An 18,166-nucleotide genomic window follows, 5' to 3' on the forward strand; every position below is an offset into this window, starting at 1 on the left:
TGCTGCGTATTGCCCACCCTCCAACTAAAATTGATATGATATTAAAAATCTAAAATCTAAAATCTAAAATCTAAAATGGCATTACCTCCCGGCAGTTTTGGTTTACCCCTAATTGGCGATACTATCAACTTTTTGCAAGATTCCCAATTTGCCAAAAAACGCCACCAGCAGTACGGGCCCCTTTTCAAAACCAGCATTTTCGGACAGCCTACCGTGTTTGTGTGTGGCCAAGAGGCTAATTTGTTTGTTTTAAGCAATGAAAACCAATATTTTGCTGTGACTTGGCCTGCCAGCACGAAAGCGCTTTTAGGGCCGCTTTCTTTGGCGTTGCAAACGGGTGCTAACCACCAAAATCGGCGCAAGTTGCTGTACCAAGCGTTTGGGTCGCGAGCTTTAGCAGGCTACATCGGCGCGATGGAAGATATCACTCAGCGCTATTTGGAAAAATGGGCAAAAATGGAAACGCTGACTTGGTATCCCGAACTGAGAAATTATACTTTTGATGTTGCGGGTAAGTTGTTAGTAGGGATTGATAATGGTTCGGAAACGGCGCTAGGACATTATTTTGAAACGTGGTGCAATGGTTTATTTTCGATTCCTTTAGATGTGCCTTGGAGTCAGTTTGGCAAGGCGAAAAAGTGCCGAAAGCTGCTGTTGGCAGAACTTGAAAAGATTATTATAGATCGCCAGCAAGGAACCCCTAGCGGCAATGATGCTTTGAGTTTGCTGATTTCGGCCCGCGATGAAGAGGGAAATAGTTTGAGTTTGGAGGAGTTAAAAGATCAAGTGCTGTTGCTGCTGTTTGCGGGACACGAAACTTTAACTTCGGCGATCGCCTCTTTTTGCCTTCTCCTGGCTCAAAATCCCGATGTGATGGCAAAAGTACGGGCCGAACAGCAGCAGTTCCCCGCAACTGAACCGCTAACCTTGGAAGAACTCAAACAAATGACTTATTTAGAGCAGGTTATGCGAGAAGTGCTGCGGTTGGTTCCACCAGTGGGAGGCGGTTTTCGGCAGGTAATTAATGATTGCGAGTTCGATGGCTACGAAATTCCCAAGGGTTGGATGGTACTTTATCAAATCAATCAGACGCATCAGGATAGCGCAGTTTATCCCGAACCCGATCGATTCGACCCCGATCGATTTAGCTCGGATCGATCGCCTAAACCGTTCAGCTACGTACCCTTTGGCGGCGGTTTGCGAGAATGTTTGGGCAAAGAATTTGCCCGGTTAGAGATGAAGTTGTTTGCGGCAAAGATTGTTCGGGAGTTTGAATGGGAACTTTTACCGGATCAAGATTTGAATTTAATCAGAGTACCGACTCCGCATCCCGGCGACGGTTTGCAAGTAAAATTTCGTCGGAACTATTCTTAAGAACAGGCTTTTCGGCCTGTTCCACAATCGGGTAAATTTTCTTGTGGGGGGTTGCTCTGAGCAACGCCCTGAAAGCCACAAGATGCCTGTTCCATAATCGGGTGAATTTTCTTGTGGGGAGTAGGGGTTGGGCTTCTAGCCCGCCCTGAAAGCCTTATTGAGAATGGTGCAACATTTCAGTTGAGATTGATATCTTGCACCATTCTCAATAAGCTTTTTATGAACAGGCTTTCCGGCCTGTTCCACAAAGAGTGAATTTTCTTGTGGAACAGGCCGGAAAGCCTGTTCTTGATAATGGTGCAATATCTCAGTCTCAATCAACATCCAATTGCATCGGCCCCAAATACTTAGTTAAATAAGGAGAAAAAACCTCATAAATCAGAGTCAATGGCTTCCCGTGATGCCAAAACAAATAGTGTCGCCCCCAAAAAGGCCCCGACTGTTCAAAAGCTGACTCCAAAGCCACCGAATCACCGCAATAAATGCCCTGCACATCGCGATACAATTCTGTCCGCAGCCTCGCTAAACTAGCCCAAATTGGCAAAGATTTATTTTGTAAATATTCGTCTACATGGCTCGCTTCCCACCAAGAAGTCGCATAGGCTAAGCGCTGTCCCGAAGCAGTCCGCAGCCACACCTGGCGGCGCAGGCGCGGCCCCGGAACCGCGACAATTTGCTGGGGCGCGCCGTCTGCGTCTTCACCCACTAAAGACATATCGATCACATCAACTTCTGTGGGTTCCCCTGTCAGCAGTTGCAGGTGACGGGTGGGGGAACCGTCGCCTAGGAGCAGTATTTGCCATGCCGGTGCGAGCTTGGTGTGGGGCAAACCCTTCTGTACTGCGTCTTCGGCTCCTTGCCAGAGGGGGTTGAGAGCGTGCCAGGTGCGGCTGTTTTTGGGTGTAAATGTTGCAGTCAAGGGTCTTTACAAAACTTAATTTTTTGTTTATTATAACGCTTCTTCAATTATCCACTCAAAAATCAAAAATTGCTCGACCGAGGACGATCGCCCATAGGATGTCCAGTGAAATAGTTATAATACTTCTGTTCGGGATTTTTATTCTTCCTTCTTCCTTCTTCCTTCTTCCTGACATCCGTGACATCCGTGACATCCGTTATATAATCCGTTGCCGAACTTCCCTCTGCTATATGTTAAGAATAACCGAAATAAAACTCCCCCTAGATCATCCTCAAGATGCGATCGCCAGTGCAATCCTCAAAAAGCTGCAAATTCCCCCCGAAGAATTGCTCGGCTATTCCATCTTCAAGCGCAGCTACGATGCTCGTAAAAAAGCAGAAATCCTCCTTGTCTATATTGTGGATGTAGAGACGACACAGGAAAAGCAACTTTTGGCGCGCTTCAAAAAAGATCCTCATGTGATGGTAACACCAGACACGAGTTATCGCTATGTAGCCAAAGCCCCCAGCAATTTGACGATTCGCCCCATTGTGATTGGTACAGGGCCGTGCGGTATGTTTGCCGGTCTGATGCTGGCACAAATGGGGTTTCGCCCCATCCTTTTAGAACGCGGAAAAGCTGTGCGCGATCGCACAGTTGATACCTTTGGATTTTGGAAGAAAAAAGCAGAATTTAACCCCGAATCTAACGCCCAGTTTGGCGAAGGTGGCGCGGGTACTTTTTCCGATGGCAAACTCTACAGCCAAGTTAAAGATCCTCAGCATTATGGGCGGAAGGTGCTGACGGAACTTGTAAATGCGGGAGCTTCACCGGAAATTTTATATATTAATAAACCGCATATTGGCACGTTCAAACTGGTGGGAATTGTCCAAAGTCTTCGCGCCCAAATTGAATCATTAGGCGGAGAAATTCGGTTTCAAGGTCGTGTGGAAGATATCCACATCGAAAATGGAAAAGTGCAGGGACTTACCCTCGCCAGTGGAGAATATATTGCTAGTAATTATATAGTTTTGGCGGTGGGACACAGCGCCCGCGATACTTTTGAAATGTTGTTTTCGCGCGGGGTTTACATCGAAGCAAAACCTTTTTCCATTGGTTTTCGGGTCGAACATCCCCAAACTATCATCGATCGCTGTCGTTTTGGCGATCGGGCAGGCCATAAGCTTTTGGGCGCCGCAGATTACAAACTGGTTCACCATTGCCAAAACAATCGTTCTGTATATAGTTTCTGTATGTGTCCCGGTGGTTTGGTAGTGGCGGCTGCGTCAGAACCGGGGCGACTGGTTACTAATGGGATGAGTCAATATTCTCGCAATGAACGCAATGCTAACAGCGGGATTGTGGTGGGTATCACGCCGGAGGATTATCCGGGTCATCCCTTAGCAGGAATTGAGTTTCAACGTCGCCTAGAAGAACGGGCATTTGAGTTAGGAGGTGGCACTTACAACGCCCCTGGGCAGCTTGTGGGTGATTTTTTGGCGAATCGCCCTTCCACGGCGCTAGGCAGTGTGCAGCCGTCTTATACGCCGGGAGTTGTGATGACTGATTTGAGCGAAAGTTTGCCAGATTATGCGATCGCAGCTATCCGCGAAGCACTTCCGGCTTTTGACAAACAGATTAAAGGATTTGCGATGGATGAGGCGGTTTTGACTGGGGTGGAAACGCGCACTTCTTCACCAATTCGGATTAAACGCAGGGAAGATTATCAGAGTTTGAATACAGAAGGCCTTTATCCTGCTGGGGAAGGTGCAGGATATGCGGGTGGAATCCTGTCGGCGGGGATTGATGGGATTAAGGTGGCGGAGGCGGTTGCTTTGAGCATATTGCGATCTGTAAATCACAAAGTTTGATGCGGGATTTGAGGATTTTTAGATGATTTGAAGATTGCCGTCAACCGTCAACTGTCAACCGTCAACTGCGGGACTTACGCATCGAAACTCACATCTTGCATCATTCTCAAGAACAGGCTTTCCGGCCTGTTCCACAATAAAATTCACTCTTTGTGGAACAGGCCGGAAAGCCTGTTCATAAAAAGCTTATTGAGAATGGTGCAACATCTCAGTTCAAACAGCAGCTAAACGCGATCGAATTTCCGTATCGGTATACTCCGGCGTCCAGCCTTCTTTGGTGGTAAAATAGCGAACCGCTTTAATTTTCCGGGATGCTGTCAAATAAAACCAGTGTTCTGTATTCGCCGGCACGTTGATAAATTCTTCTGGCTGCACTGTGAGTTCGACTTGGCTGCCGTCGGGCCGGACGAAGCCGAAAATGCCTTCCCCTGCTACGATATAGCGGACTTCATCATCGGCGTGGATGTGGCACTTGTTGAATTTGGACAGCAAGGTGTCGAGGTTGGGAATGTCTGGGTGCAGTACAATTAAGTCGCGATCCTGATAGCCTGCACTTTCCGACAACTGTTGAAAGTAACTGTCGAGGGCTTGCAACACTTGCTCTTTTTGATTGTCGTCAAGAGCATCTTTAGCTAACAAATTTTGAATTTCAGCGCTGTCACCCACGGGCCAGCGGTTGAGTTGAATGTTTAAGGAAGCGAGTTCTCGGGTAATGTCGCTTTGTTGAGTGTAGGTTGTACCGTTTTCGAGTTGCAGGATAGCCATTTTTGCACGTTCCAATTTTTGGGTGAGGCGATACACAGGCACTGTGAAAGATGTTTGTCGATCGCGCCTGTACCAGATTCACAATTTTAACGCTAATTTGAACAGGCTTTCCGCCCTGTTCCACAACAGTTCAATATTTGTCGCGATAACATTGATAAGTCAGGCGCTAGCTAGCACCAGCAGCGATGGCATTACTGATATCTTAAATGTAACTTTTGCAACAACTATGCCTACTTATACGGGAATTTCTAGCGAAGCATTTCAGCATCCCCTCGATCGCCAAGCTGAGGAAGCGTTACGCAGCGTGCCTGGATTTGACTTAATTGCCGGCAAATTTGTAGAATTTGTCTACGAACGACCGCAATTCGTTTACCTAATGGGAAATAGCATTCAAGTCGGGCCTCGCCAATATGCCAGCATTTATCATATATTTCGGGAGTGCGTGCAGGCTTTAGATGTTTTTCCAGAACCGGGTTTGTTTGTTTCTCAGAATCCCTCAGTTAACAGCTATGCCCTGGGAAAAAACCAACCTTATGTAGTATTAAACACTGGTCTTTTAGACTTGTTGGACGAGGCGGAACTGCGGGTAGTCTTGGCTCACGAGTTGGGACACATTAAATGCGGTCATCCAACTTTAAATCAAATGGCGATGTGGGCGATGAGCGTCGCATCGACAATTGGGGAGATGACTTTCGGGCTGGGAAATATGGTCGGTAGCGGTTTAATTTTCGCTTTTTACGAGTGGCGCCGCAAGGCTGAATTGTCGGGAGACCGGGCGGCTTTGTTGGTAACGGATGACTTGAACAGTGTGATGAAGACGATGATGAAACTTGCGGGAGTTAGCAGTAAATATGCTGACCAATGCAGTTTGCAAGAATTTATCCGCCAGTCTGACAACTATCAAGAGCTCGATCGAGACAATCTCAACCAAGTGTATAAGTTTTTACTTTACAACGGCGGTCAGGGCGTGATGCTGAGTCACCCTTTCCCCGTGGAACGCCTGCGGTATTTGCGAGACTGGGCAAGTTCCGAGGAATACCGCCAAATTAAGCTGGGGAACTACAAGCGGGCTGTAGCTGAGGGTGCGGTTGATGTCAAGTCCCAAGCGCCTAACAGCGAGACGGAGGCTTTGCGCCGTCAGATTGAAGAGTTGCAGCGGGAGATCGATCGGCAAAAATCAAAGCGAAACTAAGTTTAAATTCCTCGTCCCCAGGCAGAGCCTGGGGACAAGCTAATGTTTTGTGGAAGATTTACCGGATTTGAGGGAGGGGGAAACGTAAAAGGAAGGTAAACCAGTGAGAGACTTAGGATCGCGAATTAAATAACTTACAATTTTAATTGTTATTGTGGGATGGGCGTCCCGCCCGTCCAAAACGGATGGGCGGGACGCCCATCCCACTTTCAAGAGTGGAAGTTATTTAATTCTCATTCCTTACTCGCAACTGGCCTCCAATCTAAAAACTGTCCCCTCCTTTCGGAAATCTGTTTCTGAGGAGGTGTAGTTTAAATCAAGAGAAGCTTATAAATCAACGGGGCTAAAAAAAATGAATATTGATAACGCAATGAATACTAACAAACCAACTTCTAATTTTTTCGGCAATGTGGGAAAAGTCGCGATCGCCCTTACTCTTCTAGCCGCCGGCATGGCATTTACAAATCCTGCGAGAGATCAATACCTAACTTATGCTTCCGGCGTACTCCAAACCGAGTTGGAAAACACTGTGTGCAAAGATTCTCGCGTGCCGAAAGCTTTGGGCGGCATTACAGATACTTTGATCGGCAGTTGCAAGAATTTACTGACTTCGCAGCGGGGCACGATCGAAAGCTTGCTCGACAATACAACGCAGCGTCAAAATTTAGGTGTGGTCAGTATTTACACAACTGAACTAGGCAAAAAAAGCTATCAAACGGTTGGAGCTTTTGGTAATTTTGTGACGCTGCCACCTAGTTCAGAAAATGCTCAAAAGTAGAGTCAAATTAAGTTCAATTGCCGAAACCGGGTTTTTTAGAAAGCCCGGTTTTTGCTTACGTAATTCTCTCTCAGTAAATCTCAATAAATTCGGAGAGCAATAGCACATATTTTTAATGATGCCAACTATTAGAGACCAAATATTAAGTTTTCTTAAAGAAGAAAAGTTATTGTCCCACTTAATATTAACATTAACGCTATAAAGTTTGATGTTTAACAAATAAGCAGATGGCAATGCAATTAAGTAAGGGTGAGAGATTTAATATTTCTAAAGAAGCGCCCGGTATAAAAAAAATGGCGATCGCCCTCGGTTGGCAGGTGACAGAGGCAGGACAAAGCTACGATATTGATGTCTCGGCGTTTATGCTAGGTGCTGACGGCAAAATACCTAACGATAAATATTTTATCTTTTACAATAATCTGCAATCGTATGACAGTTCGTTACTGCAATCGATTCCTGAAAAAAACAACCGAAGTCAAGAAAATAAGACTATTTACGGCGTTATCTTAGAAAGAGTTAATCTTGAAATTGAGGAAATAACTTTTGTGGTCACTATTCACGAAGCAGATAAAATTAAGGCAAATTTTAGCAATATCAAAAATGCTTTTATCAAAATTACCAATTTGGATACGGGAAGCGAACTTGTTCGGTATGAATTAAAAGAGAATTTTTCGCGAGAGACTGCTGTAGAATTTGGTCGTTTGTATAGAAAGAATGGAGAGTGGAGATTTCAGGCTGTAGGAGCAGGATATCAGGCAGGATTGCAGAGTTTTGTTGATAAGTATTGCAGCTAAAATAGCAGCGATGAAAAAATCTCGCCTGCATATTCTGATAGCAGCAGCACAAGAACTCGCAGCAGGAGAAAAAGTAAAAGGTAAACGGCTGTTGCATTAGTTAATAGATGACAAAATTTGCTGGTAAGCATCGATAGTTTGTTGGGCGATCGCCTCCCAGTTATAATGCTTTCTTGCGTACTCTTGGCCGTTCAATCCCCGGCGTTGACGTTCCTGTGGATTGAGAAGTGCTGATTTGATTGAATGGGCGATCGCCCCTATTTCCAAAGGTTCTACCCAACCAGCTTCTGCTTGCTGTATGTCTTCCGCAATATGTATGCGATCGGAAATGGCGACAGGTACACCCGCGGTCATTGCTTCTGCTACAGCAATGCCAAAGTTTTCGTAATAAGAAGGCAATACAAATAAGTCGGCTTTTGTCAATAGTTCAACTTTTAAATCACCGCTCACAAAGCCAGTTATTGTTGTGTATTTTGCTAAGCTTGAATTCTGAATTTGTACTTTAATTTGTGTTTCATACTCAGCATCTTGGGGATTTGATCCAGCTAAAATAAAGTGAAACTCTATGCCCAATGCCAAAATACTTTCTAATGCTGGAATTAACAAATCAAGCCCTTTTTTAGGTTCAATCCGCGACATAAATAAGATAATTGGCACTTCAGATTCCCGCAATCTCTTAGGAAACAAACCTGCTGTCACCCCCAATGGAATCACCAAATCCCGTGGCACAGGCATCTTGCCTGTGCTACCCAAACCAAATCTTTCTGAGATTTTAGCCTCTTCTTTACTTGTGAAATGAATTGCGGCTGCCCCTGCTAAATTAGGGCGTTCTAAAACTGCTGCATAAATCTGTTTCAAGCGCTTTTTTTTCTGCAAATCGGCAGGGTCAAGCATACCGCAGGGACGCATAATATATGGCAACTTGTGATATCTAGCAATTGTGGCCGCAAAGGTAGTTACTGGCGAAAAAAGAGCGTGAATGTGGGCGAGGTCAAATTGTCGCGCGTTTTCATTTAACCACTGCAATAACGAGAGAGAAAATTTATATCTGCGCCAGGGATAACAGCGGAAATAAATAATCTGATAGCCGTTTTGTTGTATTGGTTCATTCAGAGGAACATCTAAGGGAATTTGACCGATATCTCCGTTAGAATCTGTGGTGATAATTGTGACATCAATACCTCGAGAAGCCAGGGCTGCAGAAAGTCCGAGTACCATTTGACTTGGCCCGCCGTAGACGAGGGAAATTGAGGGGATAATTTGGAGAATCCGCATGGTTAGCACTTGGTGTTAGCTGAGGTAGCTGGTTGTGTTATCATAGAAAGAATTGCAAAATTTGCACGTTATACTAATTTAGGCGATCGGAGGCAAGTTATGCTGATTGGATTCAGCGTCGGCAACTACAAATCTTTTAAAGAAACTGTCACCCTCAGCATGGTAGCCTCGTCAATTACTGAGGAAGACAAAGAGCTGGATGAAAATAATGTATTCCAAATTAATGATAAGTTAAGCTTACTCAAAAGTGCTGCTATTTATGGAGCTAACGCCAGTGGTAAGAGCAACATTGTTGCTGCTATTAACTTTATGAAATGGTTTGTCCTAAACTCATCCAAAGAAACGCAAGTTTCAGACGCGATCGATATTGAAGCATTCAGGCTAAGTACGGAGACAGAAAAAGAGCCGTCTTTCTTTGAAATCGTTTTTCTACTAGAAGACAAAACTTTTAGGTACGGTTTTGATGTGAACGCGCGGGAAGTTGTTTCTGAGTGGCTATTTCAAGCTGATGACAGTCAAGAAAAAATGCTTTTTGAACGGGATTTTGATAATTATATATTAGATGATTTCCCAGAGGGACAAGGCATTAGCGATAAAACCCGAAGTAATGCTTTATTTCTTTCTGTAGTCGCACAATTTAATGGTAAAATTTCTGGCAAAATATTGCTGTGGTTCAGTAAAACTTTGCAATTGATATCAGGCTTGCAAGATAGGCAATACCGCGAGGAAACTTTAGAGTCTTTTGAGAACGATCGCCACAGACATGATATTATTGAATTTATCAAGAAATTAGACTTAGGGATTGCTGATATTCAAATCAAAAAGTATATTTCCCAGAAAACCGCTATGTTCGGTATATATGAAGTAGGCGTGAAAACAGTTCACCGGAAATATGATGCTGATGGGAAACAGGCTGCTATAGAATTATTTGATATCGAAACGCACGAATCCGAGGGGACAAACAAACTATTTGCATTAGCAGGCATTCTCCTGGATACTTTAAGAACAGGAAAAATTTTATTAATTGATGAACTTGATGCCAGACTACATCCGCTGATTACTCGCGAATTAATCTGCTTATTCAATTCTAACGAGACTAATCCGCACAACGCACAGCTTATATTCACTACACACGACACAAACTTGCTCAGTAGTAAAAGTTTTCGCAAAGATCAAATATGGTTTACCGAAAAAGACAACAAAGGCGCTACTGATTTGTACTCTTTGGTAGAGTATAAAGTCGGAAAAGATGCCTCATTCGAGCGCGATTACATTATCGGCAAGTATGGCGCTATCCCTTTTATTGGTAATTTTAAAGAACTAATAGGTGAACTTCATGAATAAAAAAAGTTCGTCTAGAAGAACAAATATTGATTACTACAATAGAAAGGTTAAAACTAGAAGATGGTTTTTAATCGTGTGCGAAGGTGAGAAAACAGAACCCAACTATTTTAGAAGTTTCCCGGTAGACACAAATGTAATTAAGCTGGATATCAAAGGAGAAGGAAAAAATACGAAGAGTTTAGTAGAAAAAGCTATTGAGTTAAAAAACGACACAGAATCCGACGAAAAAGACCGATTTTGGTGCGTGTTCGATCGCGATAAAAACCCTAAAAATCCTAACGACTCGCAAAATTTTAATTCAGCCATAACTCTTGCAAGAAATAACGGCATTGACGTAGCTTATTCAAATGATGCTTTTGAATTGTGGTATTTGCTGCACTTCCATTTTTATAATACGGGAATTTCTCGCCAGGATTATCAAAATATGCTAACCAAGTTATTGGGACACGAGTATAAGAAAAACAGCGAGACGATTTATGAGGAACTAAAAGACAGACAGCAGGATGCAATTAAACACGCAAAACGGCTTTTACAGGAATACGATCGCCCCAACCCTGAAACGGACAATCCTTCAACAACAGTACATTTGCTAGTCGAAGAACTTAACAGTTTTATTCCTGATTGATGAGGGAGAAAGTCGTAGAAACCGGGTTTCTAGCCGCCCCATGCGTAAGCCCTGCAACTTTCGTAGACGAGAGAAATTGAGGGGATAATTTGGAGAATCCGCATCAGGGATAGTTATTTAAATCAACATACCAACATCTCCCATTACAAATTTAATTATCTATCTGCAAAAGGCTGCCCGTCTAGCTGTTCAGCTTCCTCTCTTTTTGTGGCTGTAATTTGGGTATTGTGAGCCATTGTCTTGGAAAATTCATACATTTCACTGGCTTTGGCTTCCGCAGCTTTCACAATTTCCAGGATTTCCTGGAGTAGGCTTTCATCTGGTAATTGTTTCATGGCAATGCTTCTAATCTCTCCACTACTTTGTCAATCATAATTCTCGATTCGGGAGCCATCTTTAGCAAGGCTGCTAAATAATCTCCTGCTTTTTGAACATCTTCATCGGGCACACCAGCCATCAATACATTGCCCACAATGTGCTCTGCTTGTAAGCGAGTACCTGCTACGTTGAATTGAAAATTGGTGATGGAAGAAAAGTATTGCATCAGTATTTCATTCTGGGGAAAAAGAGACATGGCTCTTCTAAGTGCAAAAAGTCCCTGCGTTGCTTGGCGCTCGCTATCGTCTAATACCTGGTAGAGTTCGTTAATCAAAGAGCGTATGTCGGGAGGAATAGACATTTACTACAGTTTTTATTTAACACTTGCATTATAGCTAAAAGTTACAACAATTCTTTGTAGAATTCCAATAACTGCTCAGCTAAAGCTTGATTAGTATAATTGCTCATCGCTCTATGATAACCCCGATCGCCCAAATCGGCCGCCAAGTCCCGCCGCTCCATCAATTTCTGCAAACACTCTCGCAAAACCCCTGCATTTCCTTCTGGGAATAATAAGCCCGCATCGCCGATGACGTGGGGAATTTCCCCGCAGTCGGAACCAATAACCGGAATGTGACAGGCCATCGCTTCAATTAAAACGTGACCGAATTGTTCTTTCCAGCCCACAGTGGTCAAAGTTTTGAATTTATAGCTGGTTTGCGAAGGCAATACCAAACAGTTCATTAAGTTAATGTAGGGGGGGATTTCTTCGTGGGAAACGCTTTCTACCCAAATTATTCTGTCGCTGATTCCCCATTCAATACATTTTTCGGCGAGGTGCGTCCGCAATTTTCCTTGTCCAACTAACAGCCACTTCCAAGAGCTTTTTTTCAACCCTGCCAAGGCTTCAGCTAAAGTCAACAATCCTTTTTCTTCGACAAATCGCCCTACAAATCCTACCACAAAATCGGTCGGTTTAATACCGAACCTGCGCGATAAATCAGCGTCTTTACCAGTGCGGCGAAACAAAGTTTCATCTACTCCGAGTTGTGGCATTACTTTTACCGCACCTTGATAGCCCCGCTGCCGCAAAATTTTAGCTCCATCTAGGTTGCCTGCAATAATTCCGTCGGTGTGCTGAAGATTGTAATTTTCTAAGACTGAAATCGGCCAATTCAATTGATAAGGCAAATTCCACCAAGTAAATAATATATTTTTGGCTTGCATTTTGAGCAGTTTGTTTAGTAGAATCAACTGAGCGCAAGCAATAGATTTTGAACCTTGTTCAACTTGAATTATCTGCGGTTTAATTTTCTGCAGAACTTCAATTAAATCTGTACCAAAAGTTAGCAAGCCTTGATTATTTTGACTAAAGTTGGAGACGGGGACTACTTTAAATGAGCCTTTTTGATAAAATTGCGTTTCTATAATTTTATTTTGTACGCCTCCCGGTTTCCAACGCTGCGGCACTACAACTGTTACTTCAATATCGGGTTCTAGGTTGGCTAATATCTTGAATTTTTCCCGATTAATGTCCACAATATAGGTGTGACTAGCCACGAGAATTCTCATTTATTGGGAAAGGCGAATGGAGAATAGGTAATTATTTCTACCAATTTTATATGAGGCTGCATAGAATCTGATCCCCCCTAACCCCCCTTAATAAGGGGGGGACAAGAGCTTGGTCAAAGTCAACCCCTACTCCCCTTATTAAGGGGGATTTAGGGGGCTCGAAATAGATGCAACTTCACATTAAATTGGTATTCTCGTTAATCTTGTCTTGATGGCTATAACTTTGTCCATCATTCCACAGAGATTGAATTAGTGTATTTATAGCACTGAGAAAACCCAGGATATAAAAAGCAAATCTAGTTATAATTTTAAGGGGCGAGGTGCTTTTATAACAAGGTGGATTTCCCAAAACGTGGCAGTCAAAGAGTTTGGCAAAAAATCGCAGGCATTGAAAGGCTGTTAAATTTTTCAATCCCATGAGGAAATGGTTGTGATAAAATGTGACTTGATACTCGATCGATCGCGTGCTGACATCGTGACAGCCCCCGATCTCTTCCCCCAAGTGAACTAAACAGGCATTGGGATCGTACCAAATTTTCATGCCAGTCGATCGCAATCTCAAACAAAAATCCGACTCCTCCCGCACCGCACTCCCTGCAAACCGCTCATCAAACCTCAGCCCCCATTCGGCAAAAACCTGCCGGCGAAATGACATATTGCAGCCTCTAGCCGAGAGCACCTGCTGCGGTTTTACTGTATGCACCAAATCGATAAAATACCAGGCAATGCCCGCATCCATAGCTTCTGAGGGCAAATATTCGATCGCCAAATCGCCTCCAGAATTATCCAGTTTCATTCTGTCAAAAACCCTGCCCGCCACACATCCCACATCGGGTTTTTCTAAATAATTGTCAGCGTGAGCAGCCAAAAAACCATCTGGCAATTGTACATCATCATCAATAAATAAAATAATCTCTCCAACTGCGCGTCGCACTGCATAATTTCGAGCACCAGGCAAACTCGCCCAATCTACCCGAAACCAGCGAATTTTGCCAGCATTTGACAATTCCTCTAAATAAACTTGAGTTTCCAATTCGTGGGTGCGAGTTTGATCGATTACTAGCACTTCAAAATTTGGGTAATTTTGCCCAATCGCATCAGCCAATGTCTCTCGCAGAGGTTGCTCGCGGTTGTAGGTAGGTATAACAACAGAAATCATCATCAATCATCATCACACAATTGAGTGAAAATAAAGTTAAGGGTAGGCAGGATGCCTGCCCCACTCGTTATTTTTGGAGAAGTTAATTAAAACTCGAAATTAATAGTTATAAATTTTGATTTAGGAATTTTGAATGAAAAGATTTCAACTCAAAACTCAAAAGTCAAAACTCACAATTCCCAAGTTTTAGCACTTCCCCACTTCCATCAGATAGCGATGTGTTGCTGAACGGCTAAAACTAAATTTTCAGTCCAGAAATTAGCCAATTCGGCGCTGGCAGCTTCCACCATAACTCGGATTAGCGGTTCAGTGCCAGAAGCGCGAACCAAAACCCGTCCCTGTTCGCCCATTGCTGTTGTAGCACGATCGATCGCACTTTGCATTGCCTCGCACTCGTGCCATTTCAGGCGTTTTTCGCGATCGTCCACCCGAATATTTCGCAACAACTGCGGATAAGTTTGGAAACTGCCACTTACCAATTGTGCCAAAGATTCCCCGGACTGGCGCACCAGCGAAGCCAAATGCAAAGCCGTCAGCAAACCGTCGCCGCTGATACCGTAATGCGGACAAAGAATGTGTCCCGACTGTTCGCCGCCCAACATCGCACCAGTGCGCTGCATTTCAGCGTGAACGTACTGATCTCCGACGTTGGTTCTAGTTAGTTTGCCCCCCAATTCTTCCCAAGCTCGCTCGAAGCCGAGGTTAGCCATTACAGTAGAAATAATTAAATTGGATGGTAACTGTTGGGAGTCGCGCAACTGCCGGCCCCACAGATAAAGAATGTAATCGCCGTCAATCGTTCGACCTTTGTTGTCAACACCCAAAACTCGATCGGCATCGCCGTCAAAAGCAAAGCCCAAATCGGCATTGTGTTCCAAAACCGCCGCTTGCAAACTGTCGAGATGAGTAGAACCGCAGTTAACATTAATGCGAGATCCATCAGGAGAGTCGTGCAAACAGATCACATCCGCCCCCATTTGCGCGAACACCGCCGGCGCCAAACCCGCAGCGGCCCCCCAAGCCAAATCCAAAACTATCCGCATTCCCTCCAAATTCATCTGTTGCAGCGAATCACAGAGCGAAGTGGCATAATCTTTAACCAACTCAGACCGATGGTAGTGGTGTCCCCAACCCAAGCTAGAAATTGGAACCTTTGCCCCTCGGATTCCCGCTTCGATTTGTTCCTGCAACTGCTGCGACAGCTTCGATCCGTTTGAGCCGAAAAATTTAATGCCGTTGTCTTCTGGGGGATTGTGAGAAGCCGAAATCATCACTCCGCCGACCGACTCCGAAACGCTTGCCAGATAAGCAACGCAGGGAGTGGGACACAATCCCAAATTCCACACTTCCAAACCGGCGGCCGTCAAACCCGCTGACAGTGCCATTGCCAGCATATCGCTGGAATTCCTGCTGTCTTGTCCCAAAATCACAGGGCCCTGGTTGGGGGAATTTTGGCGTAGAACTTGTCCAGCCCAGAAGCCCACTTGCAGGGCTAGGGGTGCATTCAGCAATTCTCCAACTTTCCCGCGAATGCCGTCTGTGCCGAAGAGTTTGGTATTGGGCAGGGGGAGGCTATCTCCCAGCAGAATCGTATCGCGTTTGACTGGCTGTACCGAGTTAGCAGCCGGAAACTCGCTGCCACGAGGGCGCGAAGGTGTCTGAACCATATTCACTCCTTTAGGAATATTCACACTCACACTTTGGGTTCATGTTACAACTGAAAGTCTTTATTTTCAGCCTAAACTTCATTTATTTCGTCAATTGCTGAGGCAACTTGCTCTGACAACCTACGCACAAAGCTTAACTTCATCGGAAAAATTTGTATTGTATCCAAGGGAAAAACTTTTAGTCCTGGGGGCGCCCACGCCCGGAAACCCGGTTTCTTTCTGCCTCCAGGCGTGACCGCGAATTTCTCGATCTTATATCTTGCACCATTCTCAATAAGCTTTTATGAACAGGCTTTCCGGCCTGTTCCACAAGAAAATCGACTCTTTGTGCAACAGGCCGGAAAGCCTGTTCTTGAGAATGGTGCAAGATGTGAGTTGATGATACCCGCCACGTGATTTATCCGTGGAATCAATCCAAAATCTCAACTCGAAAATCCTCAACAAAGAGCATTTGTCTCGCGCAAGTCAATCTAAAATCTAAAATCTAAAATCTAAAATCGATTGACGCTGCTGCTGTTTGAGCCTGTCAGCCACTGCGGGTATAGAAGGTTAATGCTGTATTGCCGTATACTTTGTGGCGGCAAATTTCTAGGCCGGAAATCGCTTGTGTCGATCGCTCCGGGCTGTGTTCGATCGCGATTTCGCCGAGGAGTGCTAGCATTTCTTGGCTGGCGATCGCGTTTAACACCGGTTCGTACAAGTCGCTGGCGTAGGGCGGATCGAAGTAAATGCGATCGAACTGCTGCCCCGCTAGTGCCGCCAACTTCGCCGTCGCGTTTCCCCGCAATATTTGGAAGGTTTGGGATGAGTCTGCTACTTGCTCCCAGTTTTGGCGGATAATCGCACAAGCTTTCGCCGACTGTTCGATGCCAGTGACACTCGCGGCTTGCCGACACAAAGCTTCTGCACCCATCGAACCACTGCCGGTACAAATGTCAAGCCATCTGCAATCTGCGATCGTCCCTTGCCAAATATTAAATAAAGCTTCTCTAACTCGCGAAGGTGTAGGGCGAGTTGCGAGTCCCGGCAGGGTTTTGATTTGGCGATTGCCACTGATTCTCAGGCTCATACAATTTTAGATTTTAGATTTTAGATTTTAGATTGGGGATGACTGACTAAATATGAATTTGGTGCAGACTTACAGTTGCATTATTTATTGAAACTAATATCATTTAAAACTATAAACACCCGGTTTATACAACAAACCGGGTTTTGCACAAATCCCCTAAGCCGCTACTTTTTCCCTCACCAGACTGACAAAATTTGACAGCATTTGCAATCCCGTACTCGAAGACTTTTCCGGGTGAAATTGCACGGCCATCAAATTGTCTTTAGCGATAGCCGCCGTCACGTTTTGACTGCCGTGAGTCACAATTGCCGATCGCACTTCCGACTCAACTGGATCGACATAAAAAGAATGCACGAAATACACCCAAGGATCGGACGGTAAATTTTGCCACAGCGGCAAATCCGCTTGAGTTAATTGCAATTGATTCCATCCCATGTGGGGAATTGTCAAACCCGGTTCCGACCGAAATCGGCGCACTTTTCCGGCAATTACGCCCAATCCCGGTTCTACACCTTCTTCGGAACTTTCAAACAGAATTTGCAAACCCAAACAAATGCCTAAAAAAGGTTTTCCCGAGGCGATCGCCCTTTTTATCGGTTCTATCAAATTGCGCGATCGTAAATTCTGCATTGCCGGGTCAAACGAACCAACTCCCGGCAAAACCACCGCATCAGCCTGCTCGATTATAGCAGGAGAATCTGTAATTTTTGGCACTGCACCCACATTTTCCAAGCCTTTACAGACCGAGTGCAGATTGCCCATGTCATAGTCCACTACTGCAATGACAGACATTGACTTACTTGCCTTATATGATCAATATCAGTATTATTGCACAAATATGACTACGAAAATCCTGCTAACCTCATTTGATACTTGGCTTCCCCATCAGAAATCCAACTCTTCGGACGACTTATTAGCCAAGATTTCCCAAATCAAATCTTTGCCTGATTCCCTGACTTTTTTGAGGAAACTGCCAGTAGATTTCCAGCTAGCACCGAATTTGGCGATCGCCCAAATCAACCAACTCCAACCCGACACTATTATCTGCTGCGGCATGGCCGAAAGTCGGCAAAAATTAACCGTAGAATCTTGCGCTTGCTGCGATCGCGACATTCTGAAAACAGCAGTTAATCTCGAACCGCTAGTCGCTGATTTAGCTGCAACAGAAATCAGCCACGAAGCCGGAAAATTTGTATGTGAAGCCCTATATTATGCGGTTTTAAAACATATTTGCGATTCTCAAATACCCGCTAAATGTATTTTCGTACACGTACCAATTTTGACAGAAGAAAATGCCGACAAAATTGTCGCCGATTTTTTATTAATTATACGCCGCTTAGGAATGAGAATTAAATAACTTCCACTCTTGAAATTGGGATGGGCGTCCCGCCCGTCCAAAAAGGACGGGCGGGACGCCCATCCCACAATAACAATTAAAATTGTAAGTTATTTAATTCGCGATCCT

General features: G+C 44.5%; 18 protein-coding genes. 8 read left to right on the top strand and 10 right to left on the bottom strand.

What is annotated here, in order from left to right:
- Positions 1-75 precede the first annotated feature (75 nt).
- Positions 76-1,374: a cytochrome P450 gene (locus tag QUA88_RS24125; protein ID WP_333211900.1), complete on the top strand. Its 1,299-nt coding sequence runs from the start codon at positions 76-78 to the stop codon at positions 1,372-1,374.
- Positions 1,375-1,687: 313 nt separating this feature from the next.
- Here the strand turns inward: QUA88_RS24125 and QUA88_RS24130 are convergent, their stop codons facing one another.
- On the bottom strand, positions 1,688-2,293 hold the full coding sequence (locus QUA88_RS24130; RefSeq protein WP_333056859.1) for a chorismate lyase: 606 nt from the start codon (positions 2,291-2,293) through the stop codon (positions 1,688-1,690).
- 230 nt (positions 2,294-2,523) lie between these two features.
- On the opposite strand from QUA88_RS24130, the gene QUA88_RS24135 reads away from it, so the two are divergent.
- The gene (locus QUA88_RS24135) at positions 2,524-4,143 is read left to right on the top strand and encodes an NAD(P)/FAD-dependent oxidoreductase (protein ID WP_333056858.1); all 1,620 of its coding nucleotides are present in this window, start codon (positions 2,524-2,526) and stop codon (positions 4,141-4,143) included.
- A 213-nt stretch (positions 4,144-4,356) separates the two neighbouring features.
- On the opposite strand, the gene QUA88_RS24140 is transcribed toward QUA88_RS24135, so the two are convergent.
- A complete protein-coding gene (locus tag QUA88_RS24140; protein ID WP_333056857.1) occupies positions 4,357-4,908 on the bottom strand; it encodes an acireductone dioxygenase in 552 nt (183 codons plus the stop codon).
- A gap of 226 nt (positions 4,909-5,134) precedes the next feature.
- Between QUA88_RS24140 and QUA88_RS24145 the strand changes: the two genes are divergently transcribed.
- The 3 genes from QUA88_RS24145 to QUA88_RS24155 all read left to right on the top strand — a co-directional run bounded on the left by QUA88_RS24145 (position 5,135) and on the right by QUA88_RS24155 (position 7,672).
- A complete protein-coding gene (locus tag QUA88_RS24145) occupies positions 5,135-6,100 on the top strand; it encodes a M48 family metallopeptidase (RefSeq protein ID WP_333056905.1) in 966 nt (321 codons plus the stop codon).
- A gap of 352 nt (positions 6,101-6,452) precedes the next feature.
- Positions 6,453-6,878, top strand: a complete 426-nt coding sequence (locus QUA88_RS24150; RefSeq protein ID WP_333056855.1) for a DUF4359 domain-containing protein — start codon at positions 6,453-6,455, stop codon at positions 6,876-6,878.
- Between the two features lie 233 nt (positions 6,879-7,111).
- Complete coding sequence (locus QUA88_RS24155; RefSeq protein ID WP_333056854.1) at positions 7,112-7,672, top strand: TerD family protein; 561 nt, start codon at positions 7,112-7,114, stop codon at positions 7,670-7,672.
- A gap of 96 nt (positions 7,673-7,768) precedes the next feature.
- Here the strand turns inward: QUA88_RS24155 and hpsP are convergent, their stop codons facing one another.
- Positions 7,769-8,947 carry a hormogonium polysaccharide biosynthesis glycosyltransferase HpsP gene (hpsP, locus tag QUA88_RS24160; RefSeq protein ID WP_333233883.1) on the bottom strand — a complete coding sequence of 393 codons (1,179 nt, stop codon included), beginning with the start codon at positions 8,945-8,947 and terminating at the stop codon, positions 7,769-7,771.
- A gap of 99 nt (positions 8,948-9,046) precedes the next feature.
- On the opposite strand from hpsP, the gene QUA88_RS24165 reads away from it, so the two are divergent.
- On the top strand, positions 9,047-10,291 hold the full coding sequence (locus tag QUA88_RS24165) for an ATP-binding protein (protein ID WP_333274240.1): 1,245 nt from the start codon (positions 9,047-9,049) through the stop codon (positions 10,289-10,291).
- Entirely contained in the window at positions 10,284-10,916 is a 633-nt protein-coding gene (locus tag QUA88_RS24170; RefSeq protein ID WP_333233884.1) for an RloB family protein, read from the top strand. Before QUA88_RS24165 ends, QUA88_RS24170 begins: the two co-directional genes overlap by 8 nt.
- Before the next feature lie 155 nt (positions 10,917-11,071).
- Here the strand turns inward: QUA88_RS24170 and QUA88_RS24175 are convergent, their stop codons facing one another.
- From QUA88_RS24175 to hisH, 7 genes are all read right to left on the bottom strand, one after another.
- Entirely contained in the window at positions 11,072-11,251 is a 180-nt protein-coding gene (locus tag QUA88_RS24175; protein ID WP_333056850.1) for a hypothetical protein, read from the bottom strand.
- Complete coding sequence (locus tag QUA88_RS24180; protein WP_333056849.1) at positions 11,248-11,595, bottom strand: hypothetical protein; 348 nt, start codon at positions 11,593-11,595, stop codon at positions 11,248-11,250. The genes QUA88_RS24175 and QUA88_RS24180 overlap by 4 nt, the downstream gene beginning before the upstream one ends.
- A gap of 41 nt (positions 11,596-11,636) precedes the next feature.
- Entirely contained in the window at positions 11,637-12,806 is a 1,170-nt protein-coding gene (gene hpsO, locus QUA88_RS24185; RefSeq protein ID WP_333274243.1) for a hormogonium polysaccharide biosynthesis glycosyltransferase HpsO, read from the bottom strand.
- A 175-nt stretch (positions 12,807-12,981) separates the two neighbouring features.
- Positions 12,982-13,968 (bottom strand): hormogonium polysaccharide biosynthesis glycosyltransferase HpsN, encoded by a 987-nt coding sequence (gene hpsN, locus QUA88_RS24190; protein WP_333056847.1) that lies wholly within the window; start codon positions 13,966-13,968, stop codon positions 12,982-12,984.
- Between the two features lie 203 nt (positions 13,969-14,171).
- Positions 14,172-15,632 (bottom strand): phosphoglucosamine mutase, encoded by a 1,461-nt coding sequence (gene glmM / locus QUA88_RS24195; protein ID WP_333233890.1) that lies wholly within the window; start codon positions 15,630-15,632, stop codon positions 14,172-14,174.
- 526 nt (positions 15,633-16,158) lie between these two features.
- Positions 16,159-16,701, bottom strand: coding sequence for a 16S rRNA (guanine(966)-N(2))-methyltransferase RsmD (gene rsmD, locus QUA88_RS24200; RefSeq protein ID WP_333233887.1), 543 nt, complete (start codon positions 16,699-16,701; stop codon positions 16,159-16,161).
- Between the two features lie 156 nt (positions 16,702-16,857).
- Positions 16,858-17,493 carry an imidazole glycerol phosphate synthase subunit HisH gene (gene hisH, locus QUA88_RS24205; protein WP_333056843.1) on the bottom strand — a complete coding sequence of 212 codons (636 nt, stop codon included), beginning with the start codon at positions 17,491-17,493 and terminating at the stop codon, positions 16,858-16,860.
- Positions 17,494-17,539: 46 nt separating this feature from the next.
- Between hisH and QUA88_RS24210 the strand changes: the two genes are divergently transcribed.
- Positions 17,540-18,058, top strand: coding sequence for a pyroglutamyl-peptidase I family protein (locus tag QUA88_RS24210; protein ID WP_333211881.1), 519 nt, complete (start codon positions 17,540-17,542; stop codon positions 18,056-18,058).
- Positions 18,059-18,166 lie beyond the last annotated feature (108 nt).

Origin of the sequence: Microcoleus sp. D3_18_C2 (assembly GCF_036702395.1) — a bacterium.
Lineage (GTDB): Bacteria > Cyanobacteriota > Cyanobacteriia > Cyanobacteriales > Microcoleaceae > Microcoleus.

Bases quoted from the DNA above. Each gene is read 5' to 3' on its own strand.
- QUA88_RS24125 (WP_333211900.1), top strand. From the start codon at position 76: ATGGCATTACCTCCCGGCAGTTTTGGTTTACCCCTAATTGGCGATACT.
- QUA88_RS24135 (WP_333056858.1), top strand. From the start codon at position 2,524: ATGTTAAGAATAACCGAAATAAAACTCCCCCTAGATCATCCTCAAGAT.
- QUA88_RS24140 (WP_333056857.1), bottom strand. From the start codon at position 4,908: ATGGCTATCCTGCAACTCGAAAACGGTACAACCTACACTCAACAAAGC.
- QUA88_RS24145 (WP_333056905.1), top strand. From the start codon at position 5,135: ATGCCTACTTATACGGGAATTTCTAGCGAAGCATTTCAGCATCCCCTC.
- QUA88_RS24150 (WP_333056855.1), top strand. From the start codon at position 6,453: ATGAATATTGATAACGCAATGAATACTAACAAACCAACTTCTAATTTT.
- QUA88_RS24155 (WP_333056854.1), top strand. From the start codon at position 7,112: ATGCAATTAAGTAAGGGTGAGAGATTTAATATTTCTAAAGAAGCGCCC.
- hpsP (WP_333233883.1), bottom strand. From the start codon at position 8,947: ATGCGGATTCTCCAAATTATCCCCTCAATTTCCCTCGTCTACGGCGGG.
- QUA88_RS24165 (WP_333274240.1), top strand. From the start codon at position 9,047: ATGCTGATTGGATTCAGCGTCGGCAACTACAAATCTTTTAAAGAAACT.
- QUA88_RS24170 (WP_333233884.1), top strand. From the start codon at position 10,284: ATGAATAAAAAAAGTTCGTCTAGAAGAACAAATATTGATTACTACAAT.
- QUA88_RS24175 (WP_333056850.1), bottom strand. From the start codon at position 11,251: ATGAAACAATTACCAGATGAAAGCCTACTCCAGGAAATCCTGGAAATT.
- QUA88_RS24180 (WP_333056849.1), bottom strand. From the start codon at position 11,595: ATGTCTATTCCTCCCGACATACGCTCTTTGATTAACGAACTCTACCAG.
- hpsO (WP_333274243.1), bottom strand. From the start codon at position 12,806: ATGAGAATTCTCGTGGCTAGTCACACCTATATTGTGGACATTAATCGG.
- hpsN (WP_333056847.1), bottom strand. From the start codon at position 13,968: ATGATGATTTCTGTTGTTATACCTACCTACAACCGCGAGCAACCTCTG.
- glmM (WP_333233890.1), bottom strand. From the start codon at position 15,632: ATGGTTCAGACACCTTCGCGCCCTCGTGGCAGCGAGTTTCCGGCTGCT.
- rsmD (WP_333233887.1), bottom strand. From the start codon at position 16,701: ATGAGCCTGAGAATCAGTGGCAATCGCCAAATCAAAACCCTGCCGGGA.
- hisH (WP_333056843.1), bottom strand. From the start codon at position 17,493: ATGTCTGTCATTGCAGTAGTGGACTATGACATGGGCAATCTGCACTCG.
- QUA88_RS24210 (WP_333211881.1), top strand. From the start codon at position 17,540: ATGACTACGAAAATCCTGCTAACCTCATTTGATACTTGGCTTCCCCAT.